The 21658-nt window shown below is 73.3% G+C and carries 19 protein-coding genes and 1 riboswitch; of the genes, 9 read left to right on the top strand and 10 right to left on the bottom strand.

The features are described 5' to 3' along the window. Positions 1-3 precede the first annotated feature (3 nt). Entirely contained in the window at positions 4-219 is a 216-nt protein-coding gene (gene thiS, locus ACFYT4_RS24585) for a sulfur carrier protein ThiS (protein ID WP_389272866.1), read from the bottom strand. Then, the gene (thiO, locus tag ACFYT4_RS24580) at positions 216-1544 is read right to left on the bottom strand and encodes a glycine oxidase ThiO (RefSeq protein WP_389272863.1); all 1329 of its coding nucleotides are present in this window, start codon (positions 1542-1544) and stop codon (positions 216-218) included. The genes thiS and thiO overlap by 4 nt, the downstream gene beginning before the upstream one ends. Continuing rightward, positions 1542-1654, bottom strand: a riboswitch (TPP riboswitch). It overlaps the preceding gene by 3 nt. Before the next feature lie 107 nt (positions 1655-1761). Here thiO and ACFYT4_RS24575 point away from each other — a divergent pair. The 6 genes from ACFYT4_RS24575 (at position 1762) to ACFYT4_RS24550 (ending at position 6830) form a co-directional block, all read left to right on the top strand. After that, positions 1762-2142, top strand: coding sequence for a hypothetical protein (locus tag ACFYT4_RS24575; RefSeq protein WP_389272860.1), 381 nt, complete (start codon positions 1762-1764; stop codon positions 2140-2142). Between the two features lie 47 nt (positions 2143-2189). Then, positions 2190-3512, top strand: coding sequence for an NAD(P)/FAD-dependent oxidoreductase (locus tag ACFYT4_RS24570; protein ID WP_389272857.1), 1323 nt, complete (start codon positions 2190-2192; stop codon positions 3510-3512). Between the two features lie 122 nt (positions 3513-3634). Continuing rightward, the gene (locus ACFYT4_RS24565) at positions 3635-4000 is read left to right on the top strand and encodes an Rv2175c family DNA-binding protein (protein ID WP_389272854.1); all 366 of its coding nucleotides are present in this window, start codon (positions 3635-3637) and stop codon (positions 3998-4000) included. A 94-nt stretch (positions 4001-4094) separates the two neighbouring features. Further along, a complete protein-coding gene (gene thiE / locus ACFYT4_RS24560) occupies positions 4095-4745 on the top strand; it encodes a thiamine phosphate synthase (protein WP_389272850.1) in 651 nt (216 codons plus the stop codon). A 273-nt stretch (positions 4746-5018) separates the two neighbouring features. Next, positions 5019-5936, top strand: coding sequence for a methylenetetrahydrofolate reductase [NAD(P)H] (gene metF / locus ACFYT4_RS24555; protein WP_389272847.1), 918 nt, complete (start codon positions 5019-5021; stop codon positions 5934-5936). Between the two features lie 39 nt (positions 5937-5975). Continuing rightward, entirely contained in the window at positions 5976-6830 is an 855-nt protein-coding gene (locus ACFYT4_RS24550; protein ID WP_389272844.1) for a hypothetical protein, read from the top strand. A gap of 234 nt (positions 6831-7064) precedes the next feature. On the opposite strand, the gene ACFYT4_RS24545 is transcribed toward ACFYT4_RS24550, so the two are convergent. The 5 genes from ACFYT4_RS24545 to ACFYT4_RS24525 form a co-directional block, all read right to left on the bottom strand. Beyond that, positions 7065-8561, bottom strand: coding sequence for a phytoene desaturase family protein (locus tag ACFYT4_RS24545; protein WP_389272841.1), 1497 nt, complete (start codon positions 8559-8561; stop codon positions 7065-7067). 97 nt (positions 8562-8658) lie between these two features. After that, the gene (locus ACFYT4_RS24540; protein WP_389272838.1) at positions 8659-9279 is read right to left on the bottom strand and encodes a DUF4126 domain-containing protein; all 621 of its coding nucleotides are present in this window, start codon (positions 9277-9279) and stop codon (positions 8659-8661) included. Positions 9280-9834: 555 nt separating this feature from the next. Beyond that, positions 9835-10443: a TetR/AcrR family transcriptional regulator gene (locus tag ACFYT4_RS24535; protein ID WP_389272835.1), complete on the bottom strand. Its 609-nt coding sequence runs from the start codon at positions 10441-10443 to the stop codon at positions 9835-9837. A 92-nt stretch (positions 10444-10535) separates the two neighbouring features. Continuing rightward, entirely contained in the window at positions 10536-12623 is a 2088-nt protein-coding gene (locus tag ACFYT4_RS24530; RefSeq protein ID WP_389272832.1) for a YhgE/Pip family protein, read from the bottom strand. Continuing rightward, entirely contained in the window at positions 12595-13605 is a 1011-nt protein-coding gene (locus tag ACFYT4_RS24525) for an ATP-binding cassette domain-containing protein (protein ID WP_389272829.1), read from the bottom strand. The genes ACFYT4_RS24530 and ACFYT4_RS24525 overlap by 29 nt, the downstream gene beginning before the upstream one ends. 151 nt (positions 13606-13756) lie before the next feature. On the opposite strand from ACFYT4_RS24525, the gene ACFYT4_RS24520 reads away from it, so the two are divergent. The 3 genes from ACFYT4_RS24520 to ACFYT4_RS24510 all read left to right on the top strand — a co-directional run bounded on the left by ACFYT4_RS24520 (position 13757) and on the right by ACFYT4_RS24510 (position 16142). After that, positions 13757-14335, top strand: a complete 579-nt coding sequence (locus ACFYT4_RS24520) for an SAV_6107 family HEPN domain-containing protein (protein ID WP_389272826.1) — start codon at positions 13757-13759, stop codon at positions 14333-14335. A gap of 360 nt (positions 14336-14695) precedes the next feature. Continuing rightward, positions 14696-15478 (top strand): methyltransferase, encoded by a 783-nt coding sequence (locus ACFYT4_RS24515; RefSeq protein WP_389272823.1) that lies wholly within the window; start codon positions 14696-14698, stop codon positions 15476-15478. A 256-nt stretch (positions 15479-15734) separates the two neighbouring features. Beyond that, entirely contained in the window at positions 15735-16142 is a 408-nt protein-coding gene (locus ACFYT4_RS24510; RefSeq protein WP_389272820.1) for a DUF3040 domain-containing protein, read from the top strand. A gap of 392 nt (positions 16143-16534) precedes the next feature. Here the strand turns inward: ACFYT4_RS24510 and ACFYT4_RS24505 are convergent, their stop codons facing one another. Genes ACFYT4_RS24505 through ACFYT4_RS24495 form a run of 3 tightly spaced genes read right to left on the bottom strand, consistent with a single transcriptional unit; the run spans position 16535 to position 21368 of the window. Further along, positions 16535-18970, bottom strand: a complete 2436-nt coding sequence (locus ACFYT4_RS24505) for a DUF3488 and DUF4129 domain-containing transglutaminase family protein (protein WP_389272817.1) — start codon at positions 18968-18970, stop codon at positions 16535-16537. Then, positions 18967-20325: a DUF58 domain-containing protein gene (locus ACFYT4_RS24500; RefSeq protein ID WP_389272814.1), complete on the bottom strand. Its 1359-nt coding sequence runs from the start codon at positions 20323-20325 to the stop codon at positions 18967-18969. The genes ACFYT4_RS24505 and ACFYT4_RS24500 overlap by 4 nt, the downstream gene beginning before the upstream one ends. Beyond that, a complete protein-coding gene (locus tag ACFYT4_RS24495) occupies positions 20325-21368 on the bottom strand; it encodes an AAA family ATPase (RefSeq protein WP_389272811.1) in 1044 nt (347 codons plus the stop codon). Before ACFYT4_RS24495 ends, ACFYT4_RS24500 begins: the two co-directional genes overlap by 1 nt. Positions 21369-21658: the final 290 nt, after the last annotated feature.

Below are 21658 nucleotides of genomic sequence, written 5' to 3'. Positions count from 1 at the left end.
TGCTCAGCCTCCCTGGACCGCGGTGAGGACTTCCACGCGGTCGCCGTCGCCGAGCAGGGTGCCCGGCCACTGGCTGCGCGGCACGACGGCCTCGTTGACGGCGGCGGCGACACCGGACGGCGCGGTGGTGAGACCGGCGACGAGGGTGGCCAGCGTGGTCCCGGTGGCGAGTTCACGCCGCTCGCCGTTGACGGAGACAACCAGGGGAAAGCTGCTCATACGGGCTGCTCCTGAGAGACGGGAGTGAAGCGACGGGGGGTGAAGGGATGGGCTTCTTCGGGGAGCGCGCCGCAGGTGAGGGCCGTGGCCATCACATCGCCGGTGACGGGCGTGAGGAGCACGCCGTTGCGGTAGTGGCCGGTGGCCAGCAGCAGGCCGGGCAGCGCGGTCGGGCCGAGCAGGGGCGCGTTGTCCGGAGAGCCCGGGCGCAGCCCCGCGCGGGTCTCGGTCAGCGGCAGCTCGGTGATGCCCGGCACCAGTTCGTGGGCGTCGCGCAGCAGTTCGTAGACACCGCCCGCGGTGACGGTGGTGTCCCAGCCCAGTTCCTCACTGGTGGCGCCCACGACGAGCTCCCCGCTCTCGCGCGGCACCAGATAGACGGAGCTGCCGCGCACCACGGCCCGGACGGTCCTGGACAGGAAGGGAGCGTGCGCGGGGGGCACGGTCAGCCGCAGCACCTGCCCCTTCACAGGGCGCACGGGCGGGAGGACGTCGTCCGGGACCCCGGCGAGCCGTCCGCTGAGGCTGCCACCCGCGAGCACGACCTGGCCGGCGGTCAGCTCCCGGCCGTCGGTGAGGGCGACTCCACTCGCCCGGTCGCGTTCGACGAGGAGCCGGTCCGCCCAGCCGCGCCACAGCGTCACCCCGGCCCGCTCACAGGCCGTGACCAGTGCGGACGCGAGCCGCCGTGGGTCGACCTGGTGGTCGCCGTCGACCCGCAGACCGCCGCGCACACCGGGTGCGAGCATGGGTTCGAGACGGCGGCACTCCCGGCCGGTCAGCCACTCCGACTCCAGACCGGAGCGGCGCTGAAGCGCGTGGAGCTCGCGGAGATGGGCCCGGTCGTCGGCGTCGAGCGCGACGGCCAGGGTGCCGCAGGCGCGGTAGCCGATGCCCCGGCCGCTCGCCTCCTCCAGCTCCGCGGCGAAGGCGGGGTAGCGGCGGGCGGACTCCACATTGAGAGCCAGCAGGGTCTGTTCGCCGTAGTGGAGTTCGGTGACCGCCGCGAGCATTCCGGCGGCCACGTGCGCGGCTCCGCCACCGGGTTCGGGATCGACGACGGTGACCTTCAGGCCGCGCTGCGCGGTCCGCCACGCCGTGGCCAGCCCGATGATGCCGCCGCCGACGACGAGGACGTCCGGGACACGGGAACCGCGGCCGGGCCCCGGCGAGGAGCGGTGCGGCTCCGGTGGCGCCGGGGCGGTGCCCGCGGGCGGTGCGGGGGGCGCGCTGTCCGGCGGTGGCGCCGGGGCGGGGACGCGCCACCCGGCGGGGCAGGACGGGGACGCCCCGGGCGGCTCGGACGGACCGGAGGTGTGCGACATGGGCGGCGAGCCCCTCCCTTCGCCGGCATGACCCGGATCAGGTTCGTACGGTCGGAGGCCGTCCAGCCTCCCTCTCAGCCCGGTGCGTCCGGACTCCCGCGAGTGCTTTACGGTGGCCACCCTAACCCCAGCCCTCGACTCGCAGTAGACGTGGTGCCGGGCGGCGGCCCCCGCCCGCCGCCGCCCGGGAGGGCGCAGCACGAGGGAGTGAGTCGCCATGGCAAGGTCGCTCGACGGACTGGTGCTCTCCCCGGTCGCGGATCAGGCCCCGGGCCAGGTGGGCACCCGCACCCGGTTCGCGTACCACGAGGAGGAGGGCCGGATCTGGGCCGAGTACGCAGGCGGGGACGTGGTCCGGGGGCATCTGGTGGGCACCCGTGACGGCGACCGGCTCGATTTCCGCTATGTGCAGCTGAAGACGGACGGCACCACCTCGTCGGGGCACTGTGTCTCGACGGTCGTGGAGCTGCCCGACGGGCGGGTGCGCCTTGAGGAGAGCTGGGAGTGGGAGTCACAGCCGGGGCGCGGGACGAGCGTCGTGGAGGAGCGGCGACAGCGCGGCGTGGGCTCCCCGCGGGGCCGTAGCGCGGGGCCGTGAGGGGGAGCCTCTTTTCTGACGGTCCGTCAGGTGCGTAAGGTTGACGGGTGAGCGAGCAGCAGAAACAGCAGCGGACGCGCCGCGTGGTCGTCGTCGGAGCGGGCATGGCCGGTGTGCAGACCGCCGTCGCCCTGCGTGAAGAGGGATTCACCGGCTCCGTCACCGTCATCGGCGCGGAACCCCATCAGCCGTACGACAGGCCACCGCTCTCCAAGGCGATCCTCCTCGGCACGGCGGAGGGATCGGCCTTCGAGGTCGACTTCGAGGAGCTCGCCGTCGAGCTCCGCCTCGGCTGTGAGGCGACCGCGGTGCGCCCGGGCGCGCATGAGCTGGACACCGAGGCCGGGCCCGTCCCGTACGACGTCCTCGTCATCGCGTCCGGTGCGGAACCGATCGGTCTGCCCGGCATCGCGTCCGTGCCCGGGGTCCACCTGCTGCGCACCCTGGACGACGCCGAGCGGCTCCGGCCCGTCCTCGGCACACGGCACGACATCGTGGTCGTCGGCGCGGGCTGGATCGGCGCGGAGTTCGCCACCGCCGCCCGCGGGGCGGGCTGCTCGGTCACGGTCGTCGAGGCCGCGGACCGGCCGCTGGCGGGCGCGCTGCCCGCCGAGGTCACCGCCCCCATGGCCGAGTGGTACGCGGAGTTCGGAACCGAACTGATCACCCATGCGCGCGTGGCCGGCGTCGAGCCCGGCGCGGTCGTTCTGGCGGACGGGCGGCGGATCGCCGCGGGCGCCGTGGTCGTCGGCATCGGCGCCCGCCCCGCCACCGCCTGGCTCGCGGGCTCCGGGATCGAGACCGGCCCGGACGGCGCGATCACCGCCGACCGGTATCTGCGCACCTCGCAGCCCGATGTGTACGCCGTGGGGGACTGCGCCTCCTTCCCCTCCGCCCGTTACGGCCGGCGGCTGCTCGTCCACCACTGGGACAACGCCCTCCAGGGGCCGCGCACCGTGGCCGCCAACGTCATCGCCCGCGTCGAGGCCGCCGACGCCGCCCACGGCCTCTCCGGTACGGGCCCCGTCACCGGCGCCGCCACCGGACCGGCGGCCGGAACCTCACCGGGCGCACCGGGGGAGCCACCGGCGGTCTACGACCCGGTGCCGTACTTCTGGTCCGAGCAGTTCGGACGGTTCGTGCAGTACGCGGGCGATCACACCGACGCCGATACGACCGTCTGGCGCGGGGACCCCGCGGACCCGGCCTGGACGGTGCTGTGGCTGCGCGAAGGAGCCCTGATCGCGCTGCTCGCCGTGGGCAGGCCCAGGGATCTGGCACAGGGCCGCAAGGTCATCCAGTCGGGCGGCCGGCTGGACGCACAGCGCGCCGCCGACCCCTCGGTCCCTCTGAAGGCCGCGTCCCTCTGAGCCGTCCGGGGTCCGGGAATCCGGCTCTGACCAGCGGCGGTGCCCGGACCGCGGCCCGGTTGGCCGCAGCCGGCCGGGGGCTCCCGCTACCCACTGTCAGTCCCAGATGGCAGGCTTGTCCCGTGACCGAGATTGACGCAAAGATCGATGCTCTCGTCCCCGCATGGCTCACGCTGCCCGACATCGCCGAAAAGCTCGATGTCGAGGTGACGCGCGTCCGGCAGCTGGTCAAGGAGGGCCAGCTGATCGCGGTGCGCCGTGGTGAGAACCGCGTGCTCATGGTTCCCGCCGCCTTCATCAGCGGCGAGAAGGTCGTCAAGGGCCTCTCCGGCACCCTGACGCTCCTGAAGGACGACGGCTTCACCGACGCAGAGATGCTGGAGTGGCTCTTCACCCCGGACCCGACCCTGCCCGGCACCCCCGCGCAGGCGCTCAGCGAGAATCGCGGCACGGAGGTGAAGCGCCGGGCCCAGGCGCTCGCCGTCTGAGGCCCGAGCCCGCGACCACACGAAGACACACCCAGCGGTGTGCGGGCGCGCCCGGCGGGCCCGCACACCGCCGACCCACCGGGGGGAATGCGTCATGTCCACGGTTCGTGAGCAGCTGTCCGGCGCGCGCCTGTACCTCTGCACCGACGCGCGCAGAGAGCGGGGTGATCTCGCCGGGTTCCTGGACGCGGTCCTGACCTCCGGCGTCGACATCGTGCAACTGCGTGACAAGGGCATGGAGGCGGCCGAGGAACTGGAGTACCTGCGGATCCTCGCCGACGCCTGCCGTCGGCACGGCAAGCTGCTCGCGGTGAACGACCGGGCGGACGTCGCCCACGCCACCGGCTCCGACGTGCTGCATCTGGGACAGGGCGACCTCCCCGTGCCCGCCGCCCGGACGATCCTCGGCGACGGCGTCCTCATCGGCCGCTCCACCCACACCGAGGCCGAGGCCGTGGCCGCGGCCGCCGAGCCCGGCGTCGACTACTTCTGCACCGGACCCTGCTGGCCCACCCCCACCAAGCCCGGACGGCACGCCCCCGGGCTGGAACTCGTCCGTGCCACCGCCGCGCTCGGGACCGACCGGCCCTGGTTCGCCATCGGAGGGATCGACGCGGACAACCTCGACGAGGTCCTGGACGCGGGAGCCCGCCGGATCGTCGTCGTCCGGGCCATCACGGAAGCCTCCGACCCCGCAGCCGCGGCAGCCCACCTCAGCAAGCGGATCCGCGCCCGCTCCGACTGACCGCCCCGCCCCGTCCGGCGGGCCCGCCGGACGGGGCGCGCCGGGCCCCTGCACCCCCGGCGCAGCACGTCTTCCCCGTAGCCCTCCGGCCACGACAGCGGCCCCGGTCCGCGGCCTTCCGGCAGGGCTCCGGCGTGGGAGAAGCCCCTCCACCGGCCCCCTCCTCACTCGTCCGGTCCGGCCCGCAGGGCGGGCCCGGTCGAACGGTCCCCACCGCTGTCCGATGGGTGGACTGCGGTTGGGAGACCCTCCGACCCTGGATAGCCTGCGACTATGGCCCTCGGAACACCTTCCACCCGGACGGATCGCGCACGGACGGTGCGCGAATTGCTCGCCACCGGCAGGACGTCCTACTCCTTCGAGTTCTGGGCTCCCAAGACGGAGAAGGGCGAGCGCAACCTCTGGAACGCGCTGCGCAGGGTCGAGGCCGTGGCCCCGAGTTTCGTCTCCGTGACCTACGGCGCCGGAGGCTCCACCCGCGCCGGCACGGTCAGGGCCACCGAGCGGATCGCCGCCGACACCACCCTCACGCCCGTCGCGCATCTCACCGCGGTGAACCACTCCATCGCCGAGCTGCGCAACATGATCGGCCAGTACGCGGACGCCGGGATCCGGAACATCCTCGCCGTCCGGGGCGACCCGCCCGGCGATCCCCAGGCCGAGTGGGTCAAGCACCCCGAGGGCGTGCGGTACGCGGCGGAGCTGGTCCGGCTGATCAAGGAGTCCGGCGACTTCTGCGTCGGTGTCGCGGCCTTCCCCGAGATGCACCCCCGCTCCGAGGACTGGGACACCGACATCCGGCACTTCGTCGACAAGTGCCGGGCCGGGGCGGATTACGCGATCACCCAGATGTTCTTCAAGCCCGAGGACTATCTGCGGCTGCGGGACCGGGTGACCGCCGCGGGCTGCGAAACGCCGATCATCCCCGAGGTCATGCCGGTCACCAGCGTCCGGCAGCTCGAACGTTTCGCCCAGCTGAGCAACGCCGCTGTCCCGTCCCACCTGAAAGACAGGATCCTCGCGGTCAAGGACGACGCGGCCGCTGTACGCTCCTTGGGTATCGAGTTCGCAACGGAGTTCTGTGCGGGGTTGCTCTCGGAGGGTGTTCCGGGCCTTCACTTCATCACCCTCAACAACTCCACCGCGACGCTCGAGATCTACGAGAATCTCGGGCTGCACAAGCAGTCCTGATCGGCCGTATCCGACGGCGGCCGGGGGAGAGGGGCGGGCATGGGGCTTACGGTCCTCTACATCGCGTTCGGCATCGTCGCTCTGTGGCTGCTCGGTGAGGTGCTGCTGCAGTACAAGGCGCGGCTGCGCTGGCGCCTGCTCGCCTTCGGCGGCTTTCTGACCGTGGTCCTCGGGGTGCTGATGGCCTCCAGAGCGGTGATCGGGCTCGGTGTGCTCGTCTTCGCGGTCGGCCAGACCTATGTGACGCTCTCCTTCCGCAAGGGCTTCTCCACGGGCTGGGCGATCGGCGGACGCCCGGGTGCGAGCCGCCGCCGCAAGGCGGGTTCCGCGCAGGAGTCGGCCGTCGCCTCGCTGGAGGTCTCCGGCCTGGAGGAGAGCACGTCCGAGCAGGCCGCGGCCGCTCATCCCTTCACCCCGGCCGGACCGGAGACCGGGGAGGGGGCCGTGTACGAGCCGGAGCCGATGCCGGACGACACCGGCCAGTACGGCGTGTACAGCGACACCGGCTTCGCCGCGGCGCAACAGGGGCCGGGACCGGAGCAGGAACCGGGCGGTCCGGGTTGCGGCGCGTTCGACCCCTACTACGTCCCCGGGCCCGGCGCGGAGGACACCGGCGAGCAGTACGACTACGGGCCGGGCCAGGGGCAGTACGCCGCGTACTCCGACCCCTATGTGGGCGGTCAGCAGTACAGCGCCTACGAGAGCTACGACAGTTTCGGCAACCCGCAGCCGTACACCCCGGACCCGTACTACGCGCCGCAGCCGTACCCGGAGACGCCCCCGGGCGGGGTGTGGGTGCCCCAGCAGCGCGATCCCGAGCCGGGCGGGCCGCAGGAGCCCGCTCCGTACGACTACGAGCCGGGGCCCAACGAGCAGCAGGAATTCCGCTACTGACGGTGTCGGCGGGCCGCCCGCAGTCCGGCCCCGCACCCTGCCCCGCCCGGTGTGCCGATCAGGCCCCCGGCAGCCGTACCGGATCCGTTGCGTCCGGCCGGCACCGCCCTTCAGGCCGGGTGCCCGCCCGGCACCGTGCGCATGCCGGGCCACCGCCGGGTCCGGGGCGCAGACTGCCGGCCGCCCTCCCCGGAGCGGCACGCCTTCCGCGCCGTACGTCCGGCCGAACCCCGCTCACTGCGAGCCGCGGAAGCCCGCTCCCTCCACGATCAGACCGGCCACCAGCGCTCCGGACATCCCCGCGTGGGCCAGCCCTCCGCCCGGATGCGACCGGCCACCGACGAGATACAGCCCCGGCAGGCGGGTGCTGTTCGACGGATGCAGCCAGCGGCCGCCCGGTCCCGCCAGAGCCGGTGCGGGCAAGGAGCCCGTCTCGGCCGGTGTCATGGTCTCGTGCCAGAGCAGCCGGTCGCGTATCTCCCCGGCCCCTCCCAGAGCCGCGCCCGCCGTGTCGATCAGCAGTTCCGTGTACCGCCGGCGCAGCGCCCCGTCGGTCCAGTCGACCCGGCCGCCGTGCCCGGCGACCGTCGCCGTCAGGGTGACGGCCTCGTGTCCGTCGTCCGGCCGGGTGCGCGGATCGTCCGGGCGCAGCACGGTGACCGTGGGCCGGTCGGCCGCCGCACCCCCGAAGACGGCCGCCGCCTCCGCCAGGGTGTCGGGAGAGTGCACCACGCTCCGGTGGGCGGCATCCGCCTTCCCGGCCCCACGCAGCGCCAGCAGCACCGTGAACCTGCCCGGCAGCGGCTCACCGCCGGCACCCGCGCGCGGTCGTACGTCTCCCTCATGCCACAGGTCCTGCCCGGCCAGCCGTTGCGCGTCCGTGCCGGCCACCACATGGCCGGCTTCGACGACCGAGCCCCCCGACAGCTCGATTCCGGCGGCGCGGCCGTCCTTCTCGACGACCGCGGTCACCTCGGAGCCGAAGGCGAACTCCACCCTGCGGGCCAGACACCTCTCGTACACCGCCCGGGCCAGCTCCCGCAGTCCGCCCTCCACGTACCAGCTTCCGAAGGTCTGCTCCATGTACGGCAGCAGCGCGGCGCCCGCGGGGGCGTGCCGCGGGTCCAGTCCGTACCCCAGCACACAGCTCTCGAAGAGCGCCGCGAGCCGGGGATCGGACAGCTCCCAGGCGCCGACCTCGGCGACGGTGGACGCCGTCCTCGTACGCAGCAGGGCGCGGCGGCGCGGCGCGGGGTACGGGTCGCGCTCCAGCACCCGCCAGTCGGACCACAGGGGCTCCTCCAGCAGCGGACGGCGGGAACGGTCCCAGGCGTCCCGGGCCCGGTCCAGGAACGCGCCCCACCGCTCGCCCGCCCCGGCGCCCAGCGCGGACGCCAGCGCGGAGACGATCCCCGCCCGCGACGCGCTCGGCAGCGGGACCTCGGTGCCGTCGGCGAAGACATGGAGGCCGGCCGGGTCGACCTGGACGAGGCCGACGCACCGCTCCAGTGACTCCTTGCCCGTCTTCAGGAACAGATCGCGCCAGACGGCGGGCAGATGCAGCAGCGCGGGGCCCGTGTCGAAGACGAAGCCGTCGCGCTCGAAGACGCCCACCGAGCCCCCGTACGTCTCCGAGCGCTCGTACACCGTCACCCGGTGGCCCGCCACGGCCAGCCGGGCGGCAGCCGCCATGGCGCCCATCCCGGCGCCGATCACCGCAATCCTTGCCATGCCGGGGACTCTACCGACCACCACCGACAGTCCGGCCGGGGAGTCGTGACCCGCGGTGCCATGACCCGCGAGCCCGGCACGATCCGAACGAAAGCCGCTAACCCGGTGGGCCTGCGCCGGTGCGGAGGGCCGCCAGGCGCTTCTCCTGCCGCCGCCGGGCCCTGCGCCGCCGGAATCTCCGGATCCTCGACACCAGGAAGAGTACGGTCACGATGCCGAGCACCAGCAGCACACCGGCGATGACCGCGGCCGCCACGGGATGGAAGATCGCGAACGTGATGAGTCCGGCGACGCCCAGGTCCTCCGCGATGCTCATGGCGATATTGCTGACGGGCTCCGGAGAGGTGTTGACCGCCATCCGCGTCCCGGCCTTGACCAGATGGCTCATCAGGGCGGTCGAGCCGCCCACCGCACCGGCCGCGATCTCCGGCAGCGAGCCGCTCTGGCCCGCCAGGAGCGCGGCCACCACGGCACCCGTCAGCGGGCGGATCACGGTGTGCGCCGAGTCCCAGACCGAGTCGACGTAGGGGATCTTGTCCGCCACCGCCTCGCACAGGAAGAGCACCGCGGCGACGATCAGGACATCGGTGCGCTGAAGGGTGTCGGGCACGTCGTCGGAGAGCCCGGTGGCCCCGAAGACGCCCAACAGCAGGACCACCGCGTACGCGTTGATCCCGCTGGCCCAGCCGCTGGTGAAGACGAGAGGGAGTACAGACACGGACGTGATCGTAGCCAGCCGCCGCGCCGGGCGGACGGGGAAAACCAGGCACAAGGGGGAGAACACGCACAGGTGATGGGCATGGGTACGGACAACTGAGTACGCGTACCTACGGAACGAGATGAGTATCCGCGCGGATGGGCTCCCACCTGCGCGGACGGAAGAGTGGAGACCACGGAGGGGGACGCGGCGCCGGTACCGACGGCACGGGGCGGCGGAACGGCGCGGTCCCCCGACGAACGGGGACGCAGGACGGGGGACCCCGCGCAAGGGGGTTCCCCGGGACCACGGGGGAACACACGGGGGAGAACGGGGACACGGGGGACGCCGGTCCGGCGGGGCTCGGGAATCGAGCCCTGGCCGGACCGGCGTCGTTCCGTGCCCGGTTCACGCCGGGCCGTCCACCGCCGGGGCACCTCGAACGCCCGGCGGGCGCTGTCCGTGCCACCGCTTCTGTGAGTGTCGCGGCGGGCCCCCGGGGCTTCGCTCAGGCCCGGCGCCGGCGTGGCCGAAGCCCCGGCCCGGCTGGGAGATCCCGCCGCGGCCGAGGGGCCCTCAGCGTCCGCTCACCCGGCCGTGCAGCAGCCGCGAGAGCGCCGCGTGGACCTCGTCGAGCGAGCGCTCCGGCTGGAACGACTGCCAGTCCAGCGCGGCCACCAGCACCATCCCGACCAGCGCCGCGGCCGTGAGCGGAATGTCGATCTCCGCGCTCAGCTCACCGCCCTCGACGGCCTCCCTGAGCACCGTCTCGACCACGGCCACCGCCTGCTGCCGCACCACCAGAAGGGTCGACTGCCAGGCCCGGTTGGTGCGCCAGAGTTCGGCGACGTACAGCTGGGTGAAGGCCGGATAGCGGTCGATGAAGACCAGTCCGGCCCTGATCATCGCGTCCAGCGCCTCGACCTTGGTGCCGTCGTGCTCCGCCGTCTCGTCGGCGGCGGACTGGAGCGATGCGGTCAGCAGACCGACGCCGAACCGCAGAAGTTCCTCGAACAGCTCGGTCTTGCTTTTGAAGTTGTAGTAGACCGTGCCCTTGGCCACCCCGGCGCGCTCGGCGATCTCGTCCACGGTCGTGGCGGAGAAGCCCTGCTCGGCTATGAGCGTCACCGCGGCCTCGTAGAGCTTCGCCCGAGTCGCCCGGCGTCGGGTGCTGGTGCTGTCCATGGCATCCATGGTGTCGATTCTCACAGGTCTCACGGGGTCCGCAGACCGGGTTCCCACCGGTCTCATCTGCCCCTTCGTCCACATCGGCCGGTCTACAGACTCAGCTCGGGGTGCAGCCGGTCCAGCGTCCACACCTGCTTGTGCCGCGCGGACAGGGCGGTGAGCGCGAGAGCGCCCGCGGTGAAGGCGAGCAGGACCGCGCTCGCCTGCCACACCGGGCCGAGCCCGCCTCCCGTGATGAGCCTCCGCAGTGCCTCGACGACGTAACTCATCGGGAGGAAGGGGTGGATCGCGTTGAAGAAGCCCGGGCTGGTCTGCACGGGGTAGGTGCCGCCCGCCGAGGTCAGCTGGAGCATCAGCACCGCCAGGACCAGAATGCGTCCGGCCGCCCCGAAACGGGCGTTCAGCCACTGGATGATCGCGGCGAAACAGCAGACGACGAGCGCGAGGAAGCCGAGCGTCGCCGCCGCGTGCGCCATCCTGAGCCCGAGTGACCAGTGCAGTACGGACATCAGCGCGGCCACCTGCACCAGCCCGATCGCCACCACCGGCAGCCAGCCCGCCAGCGCGATCCGCCAGGCGGAGCCCCCGGTGGCGAGAGCCCGCCGGTTGAGCGGCTGGATGATCATGTACGCGACCATCGAACCGACCCAGAGGGAGAGCGGGATGAAGTAGGGCGCGAAGCCGGTGCCGTAGTTGGGAGCCCGGTGCAGGGACTGCGCGGCGAGCTTCACCGGGTCGGCCATCACCTCCGTACGGCGGTCGCGTTCCTCCTTGCCGTAGTCGGGGATCTTCGTGACGCCCTCGTTGAGCCCGCCCGCCAGCTCGGCCGAACCGTCGGTGAGTCTGAACAGACCGCCGTCGAGGTTCCCGGCGCCCTTCCTGAGTCTGCCGACCCCGCTGTCCAGTTCGCTGGAGCCGGAGGTGGCGGTGGTCAGGCCGGTGTGGAGGGAGTCCGCTCCCTCGGCGACCTTTCGCGCGCCCGCGTCGAGCGCGTTGACCTTGGTGACGGCGGACGTGAGGTCCTCGTCCAGGCGGGGCGAGCGGTCGGCCAGGTCCGCCGCCTTCGTCCGGAGGTCGGCGAGTTGGCCGTCCAGCTTCTTCAGATCGCCCTTGCTGTCCTTGACCAGGGTGTCGACGTCGCCGGCGATCCGGGCGACATCGGTCGCCGCGACCATGGCGCGCTTCAGGGCCGGGCAGACCTCGGGATCGGCCGTCGCCGCGTCCGCGCAGCGCGCCGTGTGGACCGACCGCAGCTCCTGGGCCGAGGCGTCGGCGAGCGCGGATGTCCCGGGGGCCGCCTTCACGAGGCCGTCCAGGTTGTTGCGTACGGCCTGGGCGGAGTCGGCGACCAGCCGGGCGGTGTTGCCGATCGACGTGCCGTCGTCCTTGAGATACGGGCGGACGCCGGCGGCGACCCCGTTGACCTTCTCGGCGAGACTCCGGGTGCCGGCCGCGATCTGCCGGGAGCCCGTTTCGAGGTCGCTCGCGCCCTTCTTGAGCTTCGCCAGGCCGCCGGCCAGCCTGCCGCTGCTGTCCTTGGCGTTCGTGAGACCGTCCGCGAGATCCTCGGAGCCCTTCTTCGCCTCGCCGATGCCGCTCTTGAGCTCGTCGGCGCCCTTCGCGGCCTCGGCGGTCGCGTCATGGATGTCCGAGAAGGAGATGTAGATGCGGTCCAGGAAGGAGCGGGACGCCTTGGTCGACGCGGCGGTGCGGACCTCGGAGAAGACGGTTTGCGAGATCTGCCCGACGATGTAGTTGTTGGCGTCGTTCGTACGCACCTGAAGGGCGCCGGTCTCGGGCGAGTCGCCCGAACTCGACGCGATCCGCCTGCTGAAGTCCTCCGGCACGGTCAGCGACAGGTAGTACGCGCCGTCCTCGACGCCCCTGCGGGCCTCGGCCGCGCTCACCTCGTGCCAGGAGAACACCTCGCTCTCGCGCAGGCCGTCCGCGATCTCGTCACCGGCCGTGAGCTTTTTGCCGTCGGCGGTGGCGCCCTCGTCCTCGTTGACGAGGGCGACGGGGACGCGGTCGAGCTGTCCGTGGGGGTCCCAGAAGGACCACAGATACAGCGCGCCGTACAGCAGCGGCAGCAGGACGATCGCCACCAGCGCGGCGCGGGGGAGCCTTCCCCGGCCGAACCGCTTCAGCTCAAGCGCGGCCAGTCGCGGTGAACGCATCGGAGGCCCCCTTCCCGGCCATGCCGCCCCCGGTTGCTCCGTGCCTGGTGGCGCTGTGCCCGGTCACGGCGTCCCCGGCCGTGGTGCTCCGGCCCGGGGCGCGTCCGGCCCGGGCGCCGCCGGTCGTGTCCTCGCCGTCCGGGTTCGCGGGCTCCGGGCCCGGACGGTCCGTGTCGGTGTCACCCTGGTCCGGGTGGTCCGGGTGGTCCGGGTGGTCCGGGTGGTCGCGGTCCGCGCCGCCGGACCTCGCGGTTCCGCCGAGGCCGCGGTCCCCGTGTGCCGTGTCGTCGCCGGTGCGGACGACGGTCACGTTGCCCTTCGGGGCCCGGCTGCACACGGCCAGCACCGTCGTGCCGGACCCGGTGACGTCGCGCAGGAGCGCCCGGGCTCCGGCCCGTTCGCTGTCGGAGAGCTTCAGATCGGTGTCGTCGACGGCGAGCAGCCGGGGGCGGCCGATGAGCGCGAGGGCGACTGACAGCCGCAGGGCCTCCAGCCGCTCCAGGTCGCGTACGGGCGTCCGCCCCTCCTTCACCAGCCCGGCGAGGTCCAGCCCGGCCGTCTCCAGCGCCTCGTCGATCCGGCGCCGGGCGTCGGCCGCCCGGTCGGCGCGCGGGCGCAGCAGGGCCCGGAGCGAGCCGTCGAAACGGCGCCGCAGCAGGGCGCGTTCCCGCAGATGCTCGGCCACGGTCAGCGCCGGGTCGAGCTCGTTCACCCCCGGTACGTGTCCCAGCGCGCTGATCCCGCGGACGGCGGCCATCCTGCGCGGCAGCGCCAGGCCGCCGACCTCGGCGCGGCCCTCGGCGGGGCGCATTCTGCCGGTGAGTGCCAGCAGCAGACAGGTCCGGCCGGTGCCCGACGGGCCCTCGACGGCGATGAGCGAGCCCGGCCCGGCGTCGATGTCCACCGAGCGGAAGGCCCATCCGCGAGGCCCCCTCAGCCCGAGGCCCTCGGCGACAACGGCCGCCCCCTGTGGGCTGTCCACACACCCTCCCTTTGAACTGACTGGTCAGTGCAAAAGCTAGTGCGCGGGGTACTCGAAGGCAAAACCGCAGGTCGGAGCCGATTGTCAGTGGGGGCCCTCACGATGGACACATACGGCCACAGCGCCGTCACACGACGACAGGAGGTTCGTCATGGCCAGCTTCCACGCGGCAGCCGCGCACCGGCGCCGCGCCACCGGCCCTGTCCCCTCACTGACCGGGCCGGCGAGCGATGTGCACCCCGTGCTGCGGCGTGCCTCGGCACCGCCCGCCGCCCTCGACCTCCTCGCCCAGGCCCGCTCGGGACTGGACGAGGCCGCGACGCTCGAAACGCCGAACGAGCGGTACGCCACAGCGCATCTGGCCGCCCTGCGCACGGCCGCCGCCGTGCTCGCCGCGCGCGGCTATCCCGAGAGCACCCCGGCCCCCGCCCGCCGGGGCCAGGGCACCGCTCCCCGGCGCGGCCGGCGGGCGGGGATACGGAGCGCCTGGGAACTGCTCCCCGAGTCGGCGCCCGAACTGTCCGAGTGGAGCGCCCACTTCGCCGCGGGCGCCCGGCGCAGGGCCCGCGCGGAGGCGGGCATACAGGGCGCGGCCAGCAGCCGTGACGCCGAGGACCTGCTCCGGGACGCGGCGATGTTCCTGCGCCTGGTGGAGCGGATGCTGGTGCTCCAGCCGGTGCTGCCGCAGCCCAGGGCGGAGCAGCCGGAGCCGGGGGGTGCCGCCGGGTGACCCCGCCGCGCTCCACCGCGGACGGCCGGACGCGGGGGCGCCACCCGGCCGCGGCCCCCGGGGAGTTCGGGGGCGCGCAGCCGTACGGGAGCTTTCTCGCGCGCCGTCGGCCCGTGCCGCGCTCCACCGCGCTGCGACCCCCGGGCGAGCTGCGGAAGCCGGGTCCGCGGCGGCCCCGGGCCGTCTTCGCCGGGGCCCGCCGGGACGACGGCGCACCGGAGAGAGGCAATAGGGTGGGAGTCGTTCTCAGTCAGACGAGAGTCCATCGACCCCGGCCGTCCGCGGCCGCGGGTCACCGCACATCACCCGCCCCGCCCGCGCCCGCGGGCGGAGGCGGCACTGTCCGAGGAGTCAACTGCCGTGCCGGATCCGTCCCCCCGTGGGGAGACCACACCGCGCCCGCCCCGCGCCTCCCTCCGTACCTCCGTGGTCTGGGAGGTCCTCAAGGACGCCATCGACCGCCGGCTCAAAGCCACCGGGGCCGACACCCTGGACGTCCTCGACACGGGCGGCGGCAGCGGCTCCTTCGCGGTCCCCGTCGCCCAGCTCGGCCACCGGGTCACCGTGGTCGACCCCAGTCCGAACGCGCTCTTCGCGCTGGAGCGCCGGGCCGCCGAGGCGTCGGTGGCCGACCGGGTGCGGGGCGTGCAGGGCGATGTCCACGGCCTGTTCGACGTCGTCGAGCGCGGCGGCCACGACGTGGTGCTCTGCCACGGTGTCCTGGAGTACGTGGACGACCCCGCCGAGGGTGTGCGCAACGCGGTGGCCGCGCTCCGGCCCGCCGGTGCCCTCAGCCTGCTGGCCGCCGGGCTCGGCGGCGCCGTTCTCGCCAGGGCGCTCGCGGGCCACTTCACCGAGGCCCGCCGGGCGCTGACCGACCCCGCGGGCCGCTGGGGCGAAGGCGACCCCGTGCCCCGGCGCTTCACCGCCGAGCAGCTCACCGGACTGGCCGCGGACGCCGGTGTCGACGTCGGCGCGGTGCACGGCGTGCGGATCTTCGCGGACCTCGTTCCGGGAGTCCTCGTCGACACCGAACCGGGTGCTCTCGACGCCCTCCTCAAACTGGAGTCCGCCGCGGCGGAACTGCCCGCGTTCCACGCCGTCGCCACGCAGTTGCACGTACTGGGAGAGAAGCGCGCCTGATCAGCGGCGCAGCAGCACATGGAGTACGCCACAGACCACCCGATCGTGGCGGTCGCCCCGTATGATCGAGGGACATCATCCGGCATGACGGATCGGATGTTGGGGAATCTACGCCTCAGCAGCCAAGCCGCCGTGGCGGCCCAAACTGGCGATTTGACGTATTGGCGTAGAGGGCGGGTTTCACGGGGGCGATTCCCTGCCTATCCTGAAAGGGCCGCAAACGGTCGCCCCCGCGGCCGACGACTAGGAGGACTCCGTGCCGCTCTCGGAGCACGAGCAGCGAATGCTCGAGCAGATGGAGCGAGCGCTGTACGCCGAAGATCCCAAATTCGCGACAGCGCTTGAGGGAAGCGGGCTGCGTACGTACACCCGGCGACGGGTCTACCAAGCGGTTGCAGGCTTCCTGGTGGGTATCGCGCTCCTCATGGCCGGAATGGTCGCACAGCAGATCTGGATCAGCGTGGTGGGGTTCCTCGTCATGCTGGGCTGTGCGGTCCTGGCGGTCACCGGATGGCGCAAGGCGCCGAAGCCGGGCGAGCAGCAGACCCTGGGGGACGCGGCGGGAACCGCTCGCCGTCAGCCCCGTCAATCCCGTCAGCGCAAGTCGATGATGAACCGGATCGAGGATCGGTGGCAGCGCCGCCGCGACGAGCAGGGCCACTGAAGCACCGCCGCCCCTGAGGGCCGTATCGCCCTCAAGCGCGCCCCGCGCGTGTGGCGTGCTCGCGGCCCGAGGCCGGGTGCGCCCGAGCGCCGGTCATGCTGCTCCTGAAGCTTTGGGTTGTCCTCAAGCGCCGGACAGGCTGGTTCAGCCGGTCCGGCGCTGTGCTGTCTCCGGTCCGGCGCCCCCCCCGCCCGGGGCGCCGGGGGAACCCGGCCGCATGCTCTCCTGCGCTCTCCCGCCCGGCCCGGCAGGCCCACGGGAGCGGAGAACGGGATCGCGCTCCCGCCGGACAGGCCGGGAGGCGTCCGTCCCACAGGGAGCCAGGATCGGTGGACGCGGGGAGCCGTGACCGGTGGACGAGGCCCTGCGGCCCGTCCACCGGTCACGGCGGGTCAGCCCCGCTGTTTCGACGGGGGCCGCAGACGGGGCCAGACGGGCCGACGGGACGGGCCCCAGGCCCGGACGCGGGCGCTCCAGCGGTCCGTGAGGGCCGTCCAGCGGGCGGAGGCCGCCCAGATCACCCGTACGGCCGAACGCGGCAGCAGGTGTGCCCGCAGACGTGTCCTGCGGCCGACCCCCGCGCGCAGACCGGCCCGTATCCGCTCGGCGTCGTCCACCAGGCCGGTCGCCGGCCGTGGCTCCGGCGCGTACAGCACCTGCTCGACGGCGCTCGCGACCCGGTGCACCGAGTCGGCGGCCTCGCCCTCCAGATTCCCCAGCCGGACGATCCGGGCCGCCGCCTTGCGCGCGGTCAGTGACTCGTCGGGCGGGATGCCGTGGTCCCAGGCCGTGTCGGAGACCTCCAGCCAGACGGCCAGGGTGCGGGCCGTGACCTCCGCCGGGCCACGCCCCCCGGAGCCCAGCCGCCGGGCCCTGACCCGCATCCGCCACGCCATCGGCAGCAGGGGCAGGGCCAGCGCCACCGGCACACCGAGCGCGATCAGCAGCAGGCTTCCGCCGGACGCCCCCGAATCGGTGGGCGTGCCCTCCTCCACCGGGGCAGCGGCCGAGCACTCACCGCGACGCCTGAGATCCGGAGGGCAGCTGTCCGAGGCCGAGGGGGTCGCGGACGGCTCGTCGGACGCGGTCGCCTCGGGCACCGCCGGGTCGGCGGGTGCGTCGGAGGGCGATTCCTGACGGGTGTAGTCGGGTGTGCTTCCCCGGCTGGGCGTGGGCTCGAACCGGGTCCAGCCCACCCCCTCGAAGTACAGCTCGGGCCAGGCGTGCGCGTCCCGGATGCCCACCGACACGGTGCCGTCCGCCCCCGGCGTGCCGGGCGTGAAGCCCACGGCGACCCGCGCCGGAATCCCCAGCGTCCGGGCCATCGCGGCCATGGAGAACGAGAAGTGGACGCAGAAGCCCTCCTTGCGCTGGAGGAAGCGGCTGATCGCGGCGGCCCCCGTGCCGGACTCCACGTTGACGTCATAGGTGAAGCCGCCGTTGACCGCGAACCAGTCCTGGAGCCTCACCGCGGCCTCGTAGTCGTTCTTCGCACCCGCGGTCACCCTCTGCGCGGTCTCCTTCACCGTGTCGGGCAGGGAATCGGGCACCTCGGTGTACTCGCGCACGATGTCCGCGGGCGGGGCGGGGGCCTCGGCCAACTGCTCCGCCGTCGGCTTCACCAGCAGGCTGCTGACGGTGTACTCGGCGCCACCGGTGGTCTGGTTCTTGTCCCCGACGAGGGTGCGGCCCTCCGGTTCGTAGCGCCACCGGCCGTTGATCTTCACCTGTGTCGCCGGATAGGGAAGCGGCAGCCAGCTCTGGCGGTAGGAGCCGGCGGCGGTGATGTTCGTCGTGATCTCGTCGGTGGCGACCGAAGCGCTCAGGCCCGTCGGCTGCGGCAGCCGGTCGGGCACGTCCCCGACCTTGCGCTCCGAGGTCTTCCACGCCGTCCCGTCGAACTTGTCGAGCGACACGATCCGCAGATACAGGTCCTTGGTGTCCGGTGCGCCCGTGCGATAGCGCAGGACCTCCCGGTCCTCCGGCTGCTTCAGACTGTCCTGGAGGGAGACCAGCGGGTTCACCGCGGAGATCGTGCCGCCGCCCGAGCCCGAGCCCTTCCCGGCGGCCGTGCCGTCGAGCAGCCCGCCGTCCAGCGCGGGGAGCGCGGCGGGAACCGCGAGCGCCACCCCCAGCGCCAGCGCGCCGATACGGCGTCCGCTGCGCACGGGAGCCCGCGGAGTACGGCCCGGCGGTTCGAAGGCCCCGGCACCGCGCGCCGCGGCCGGCGGACCGCCGCCGAACACCCGCCCCCACGCCGAGAGCCGGTCGCGGCCCTCGGCCAGCAGGAGCAGCAGATACCCGGACGCGGCGAGCACGAACCACAGCGCGCTCGCCCCACCGCCCGCGAGCCCGGCCGCCACCGAGTACAGCGCGAGCAGCGGCAGACCGGCCGGAGCGGCGCTGCGGAACGTCACCGCCAGGGTGTCCACCAGGAAGCCGATGGCCAGCACCCCGCCGATCACCATCAGCCGGATGCCGTCCGAGGCGGGCGCGGGTATCGCGTAACGCTCGATGTCCTGGCCGCCGGCCGCCAGCAGCTCACCGAAGCGCGCCAGCGTCTGCGGCCCCGGCAGCACCCCGAGGATCGCCTGGCCCCGGGCGAAGGCCAGGGTCAGCAGCACCAGCCCGGTGAGCGCCTGAACGGCCACCGTCAGCGGCCGGGGCAGCGGGACGCGCCGGGTGAGCGCGCCCGCACCGGACTGGACCGCCAGCAGGACCGCCGCCTGTACCAGCCAGCCGGGTGAGTCGAGCAGGGGAAGCACCGCGCTCGACGCCATCAGTGTGGCGGCGTACGCGCAGAGCGTCAGCCGTCCGCGACCGCTCATGACCAACCCCCGGTGTTGCCGTTCGTACCGATCCCGGTGGAATCGCCGCGCTGCGCGCCCGCCTGTTCCCACAGCGCGGGCAGCGACGAACCCGGTGACACGGCGAACGCGGTCCAGCCGGCCTCGCGCAGCTGCCGGAGCCGGTCCTCGACCTCACCGGCCGCCGCCCCGCCCGTCACCCAGGTCTCGCTGTCCAGGACGAAGGCCACGGCCGCGCCACTGCGCTGCCGCATGCGGGCCACGAGTGCCGCCTGCTCCTCGTCGAGATCGCCGAAGAAGGCGACCAGCAGCCCTTCGCCGCCGCCGCGCAGCACGTCGTAGGCGGGCGAGAGCCCCTCACCGTCGGAGTGGTCGACGACCGCGAGGGTGTCCATCATCAGCCCCGCGGAGTCGGCCGACTCCTGGGTCGAACCGGCGAAGCCGTCGGCGCCCTCCCCGGGCATCGAACTCCCGGTGTCCGTCAGCAGCCGCACCGCGTAGCCCCGCTCCAGCATGTGGACCAGCGAGGACGCGGCACCCGAGACGGCCCACTCGAAGGCCGAGTCGGGGCCCACACCCTCGTAGGCGATGCTCCTGGTGTCGAGCAGCACCGTGCATCTGGCCCGCTGCGGCTGCTCCTCGCGGCGGACCATCAGCTCGCCGTACCGCGCGGTGGAGCGCCAGTGCACCCGGCGCAGATCATCACCGTGGCGATAGCTGCGGGGAATGATGTCGTCGTCCCCGGCGAGCGCCAGCGAGCGCTGCCGGCCGTCCCCGTGCCCCGAAGCCTCGCCCGTCAGCCGCACGGGCGGCAGCGACTCGGTGCGGGGAATGACCGTGAGGGTGTCGAACGCGCTGAAGGAGCGGGTCAGTTCACACATGCCGAACGGGTCGTTCAGCCGCAGCTGGAGCGGCCCGAGCGGATAGCGCCCGCGCAGGTCCGAGCGGACCCGGTACGACACCTCGCGCCGCCCGCCCGCCTCCACCCGGTCCAGGACGAACCGGGGCCGGGGCCCCAGCACGTACGGGACGTGGTCCTGGAGCATCAGCAGCCCGGTGGGCAGCCGCGAGACATTGTCCATCCGCAGATGCACCCGGGCCTCGGATCCCGCGGGCACCCGCGACGGCGACAGCCGTCTGCTGCCCGCGACCCGGTAGCGGGTGCGGTACAGCACGGCCACACAGACCAGCGGCAGCACGGCGAGCAGCAGCCCGACCCGCAGCAGATCGCTCTGCCCGAGCACGTACGCGCACACCGCGGCCGCCACCCCGGCGGCGACGAACGACCGGCCGCGGGTGGTCAGCCCGCCGAGAGCGGCCCGCACCCCGCCCCCCGTGTCCTCGCCCTCCGCGGCGGCGGGCCCCCCGGCCGGCATCACAGCCGCCGGGCGCCGGGCGACGGGCCGTAGAGCGCCTGGGACGGGCGCCCCGTGACGAGCGGGATCTCCTTGCCGTCGGCCGTGGGCACCGGGGTGCGCTGGAGGATCTCCAGCACGACCTGCTCCGCGGTACGGCGGTTCAGCTGCGCCTGCGCGGTGGGCAGCAGCCGGTGCGCCAGCACCTGCACCGCCAGGGACTGCACATCGTCCGGCAGGGCGTAGTCCCGTCCGCTCAGCGCGGCGGTCGCCTTGGCGGCGCGCAGCAGATGCAGCGTCGCGCGCGGCGAGGCGCCGAGCCGGAGATCCGGGTGGCTGCGGGTCGCGGCCACCAGTTCCACCGCGTACCGCCGCACGGCCTCGGCGACATGGACACCGCGGACCGCGTCGATCAGCTTCACGATGTCGTGCGCGTGGGCCACCGGCTGGAGGTCGTCGAGCGGGGAGACACCGCCGTGCACATCGAGCATCCGGAGCTCGGCGTCCGCGCTGGGATAGCCGATGGACACCCGCGCCATGAAGCGGTCGCGCTGGGCCTCCGGCAGCGGATAGGTGCCCTCCATCTCCACCGGGTTCTGGGTGGCGACCACCATGAAGGGGCTGGGCAGCTCGTACGAACTGCCGTCGATGGTGACCTGGCGCTCCTCCATCGACTCCAGCAGCGCCGACTGGGTCTTGGGCGACGCCCGGTTGATCTCGTCGCCGATCACGATCTGCGCGAAGATCGCGCCCGGTTTGAACTCGAAGTCACGCTGCTGCTGGTCGTAGATCGACACACCGGTGATGTCGGACGGCAGCAGATCCGGCGTGAACTGGATACGCCGCACCGAACAGTCGACGGACCGCGCCAGCGCCTTGGCCAGCATCGTCTTGCCCACGCCCGGCACATCCTCGATGAGCAGATGTCCCTCGGCGAGCAGCACGGTCAGCGAAAGCCGTACGACCTCAGGCTTGCCCTCGATCACACCCTCCACCGACCTGCGGACACGATCCGCTGTGGCGGTCAGGTCTGTGAGGCTAGCTCGATCGTCATAGGTCGTCACCCGGCCCTCCTCGGCCCGTTCTACAAGCCGGGACGTCGAACGGCCCGGCCCACCCCGAAATACGGGCACCGATTCCCGGAGGTTCCGGCTGGTGCCACCCCCGCATTCTTGTTGCCGTTACCGCGTTGTGTCACTCGCCTGTGGACAACCGCTCCGGTTTTGGCGGGTTGACCCCGATATCTCCAGGTGTTCCCCGCGTCACATGCCGACACATGGTGTATGCCTCCACGCGGAGGCGGGCCGCCGGGCCCGCCCTCGCAGGGCGGAGCGCATCCTTCCGCCCTTTCGGG

The sequence above is a fragment of the Streptomyces sp. NPDC004609 genome, from assembly GCF_042873655.1.
In the GTDB taxonomy this organism is placed as follows: Bacteria; Actinomycetota; Actinomycetes; order Streptomycetales; family Streptomycetaceae; genus Streptomyces.
This window is presented reverse-complemented; position numbering and strand designations above follow the sequence as displayed.

Excerpts from the sequence above, each read along its gene's own strand:
- thiS (WP_389272866.1), bottom strand. The coding sequence starts at position 219 with ATGAGCAGCTTTCCCCTGGTTGTCTCCGTCAACGGCGAGCGGCGTGAA.
- thiO (WP_389272863.1), bottom strand. The coding sequence starts at position 1,544 with ATGTCGCACACCTCCGGTCCGTCCGAGCCGCCCGGGGCGTCCCCGTCC.
- ACFYT4_RS24575 (WP_389272860.1), top strand. The coding sequence starts at position 1,762 with ATGGCAAGGTCGCTCGACGGACTGGTGCTCTCCCCGGTCGCGGATCAG.
- thiE (WP_389272850.1), top strand. The coding sequence starts at position 4,095 with ATGTCCACGGTTCGTGAGCAGCTGTCCGGCGCGCGCCTGTACCTCTGC.
- metF (WP_389272847.1), top strand. The coding sequence starts at position 5,019 with ATGGCCCTCGGAACACCTTCCACCCGGACGGATCGCGCACGGACGGTG.
- ACFYT4_RS24550 (WP_389272844.1), top strand. The coding sequence starts at position 5,976 with ATGGGGCTTACGGTCCTCTACATCGCGTTCGGCATCGTCGCTCTGTGG.
- ACFYT4_RS24545 (WP_389272841.1), bottom strand. The coding sequence starts at position 8,561 with ATGGCAAGGATTGCGGTGATCGGCGCCGGGATGGGCGCCATGGCGGCT.
- ACFYT4_RS24535 (WP_389272835.1), bottom strand. The coding sequence starts at position 10,443 with ATGGACAGCACCAGCACCCGACGCCGGGCGACTCGGGCGAAGCTCTAC.
- ACFYT4_RS24530 (WP_389272832.1), bottom strand. The coding sequence starts at position 12,623 with ATGCGTTCACCGCGACTGGCCGCGCTTGAGCTGAAGCGGTTCGGCCGG.
- ACFYT4_RS24520 (WP_389272826.1), top strand. The coding sequence starts at position 13,757 with ATGGCCAGCTTCCACGCGGCAGCCGCGCACCGGCGCCGCGCCACCGGC.
- ACFYT4_RS24505 (WP_389272817.1), bottom strand. The coding sequence starts at position 18,970 with ATGAGCGGTCGCGGACGGCTGACGCTCTGCGCGTACGCCGCCACACTG.
- ACFYT4_RS24500 (WP_389272814.1), bottom strand. The coding sequence starts at position 20,325 with ATGCCGGCCGGGGGGCCCGCCGCCGCGGAGGGCGAGGACACGGGGGGC.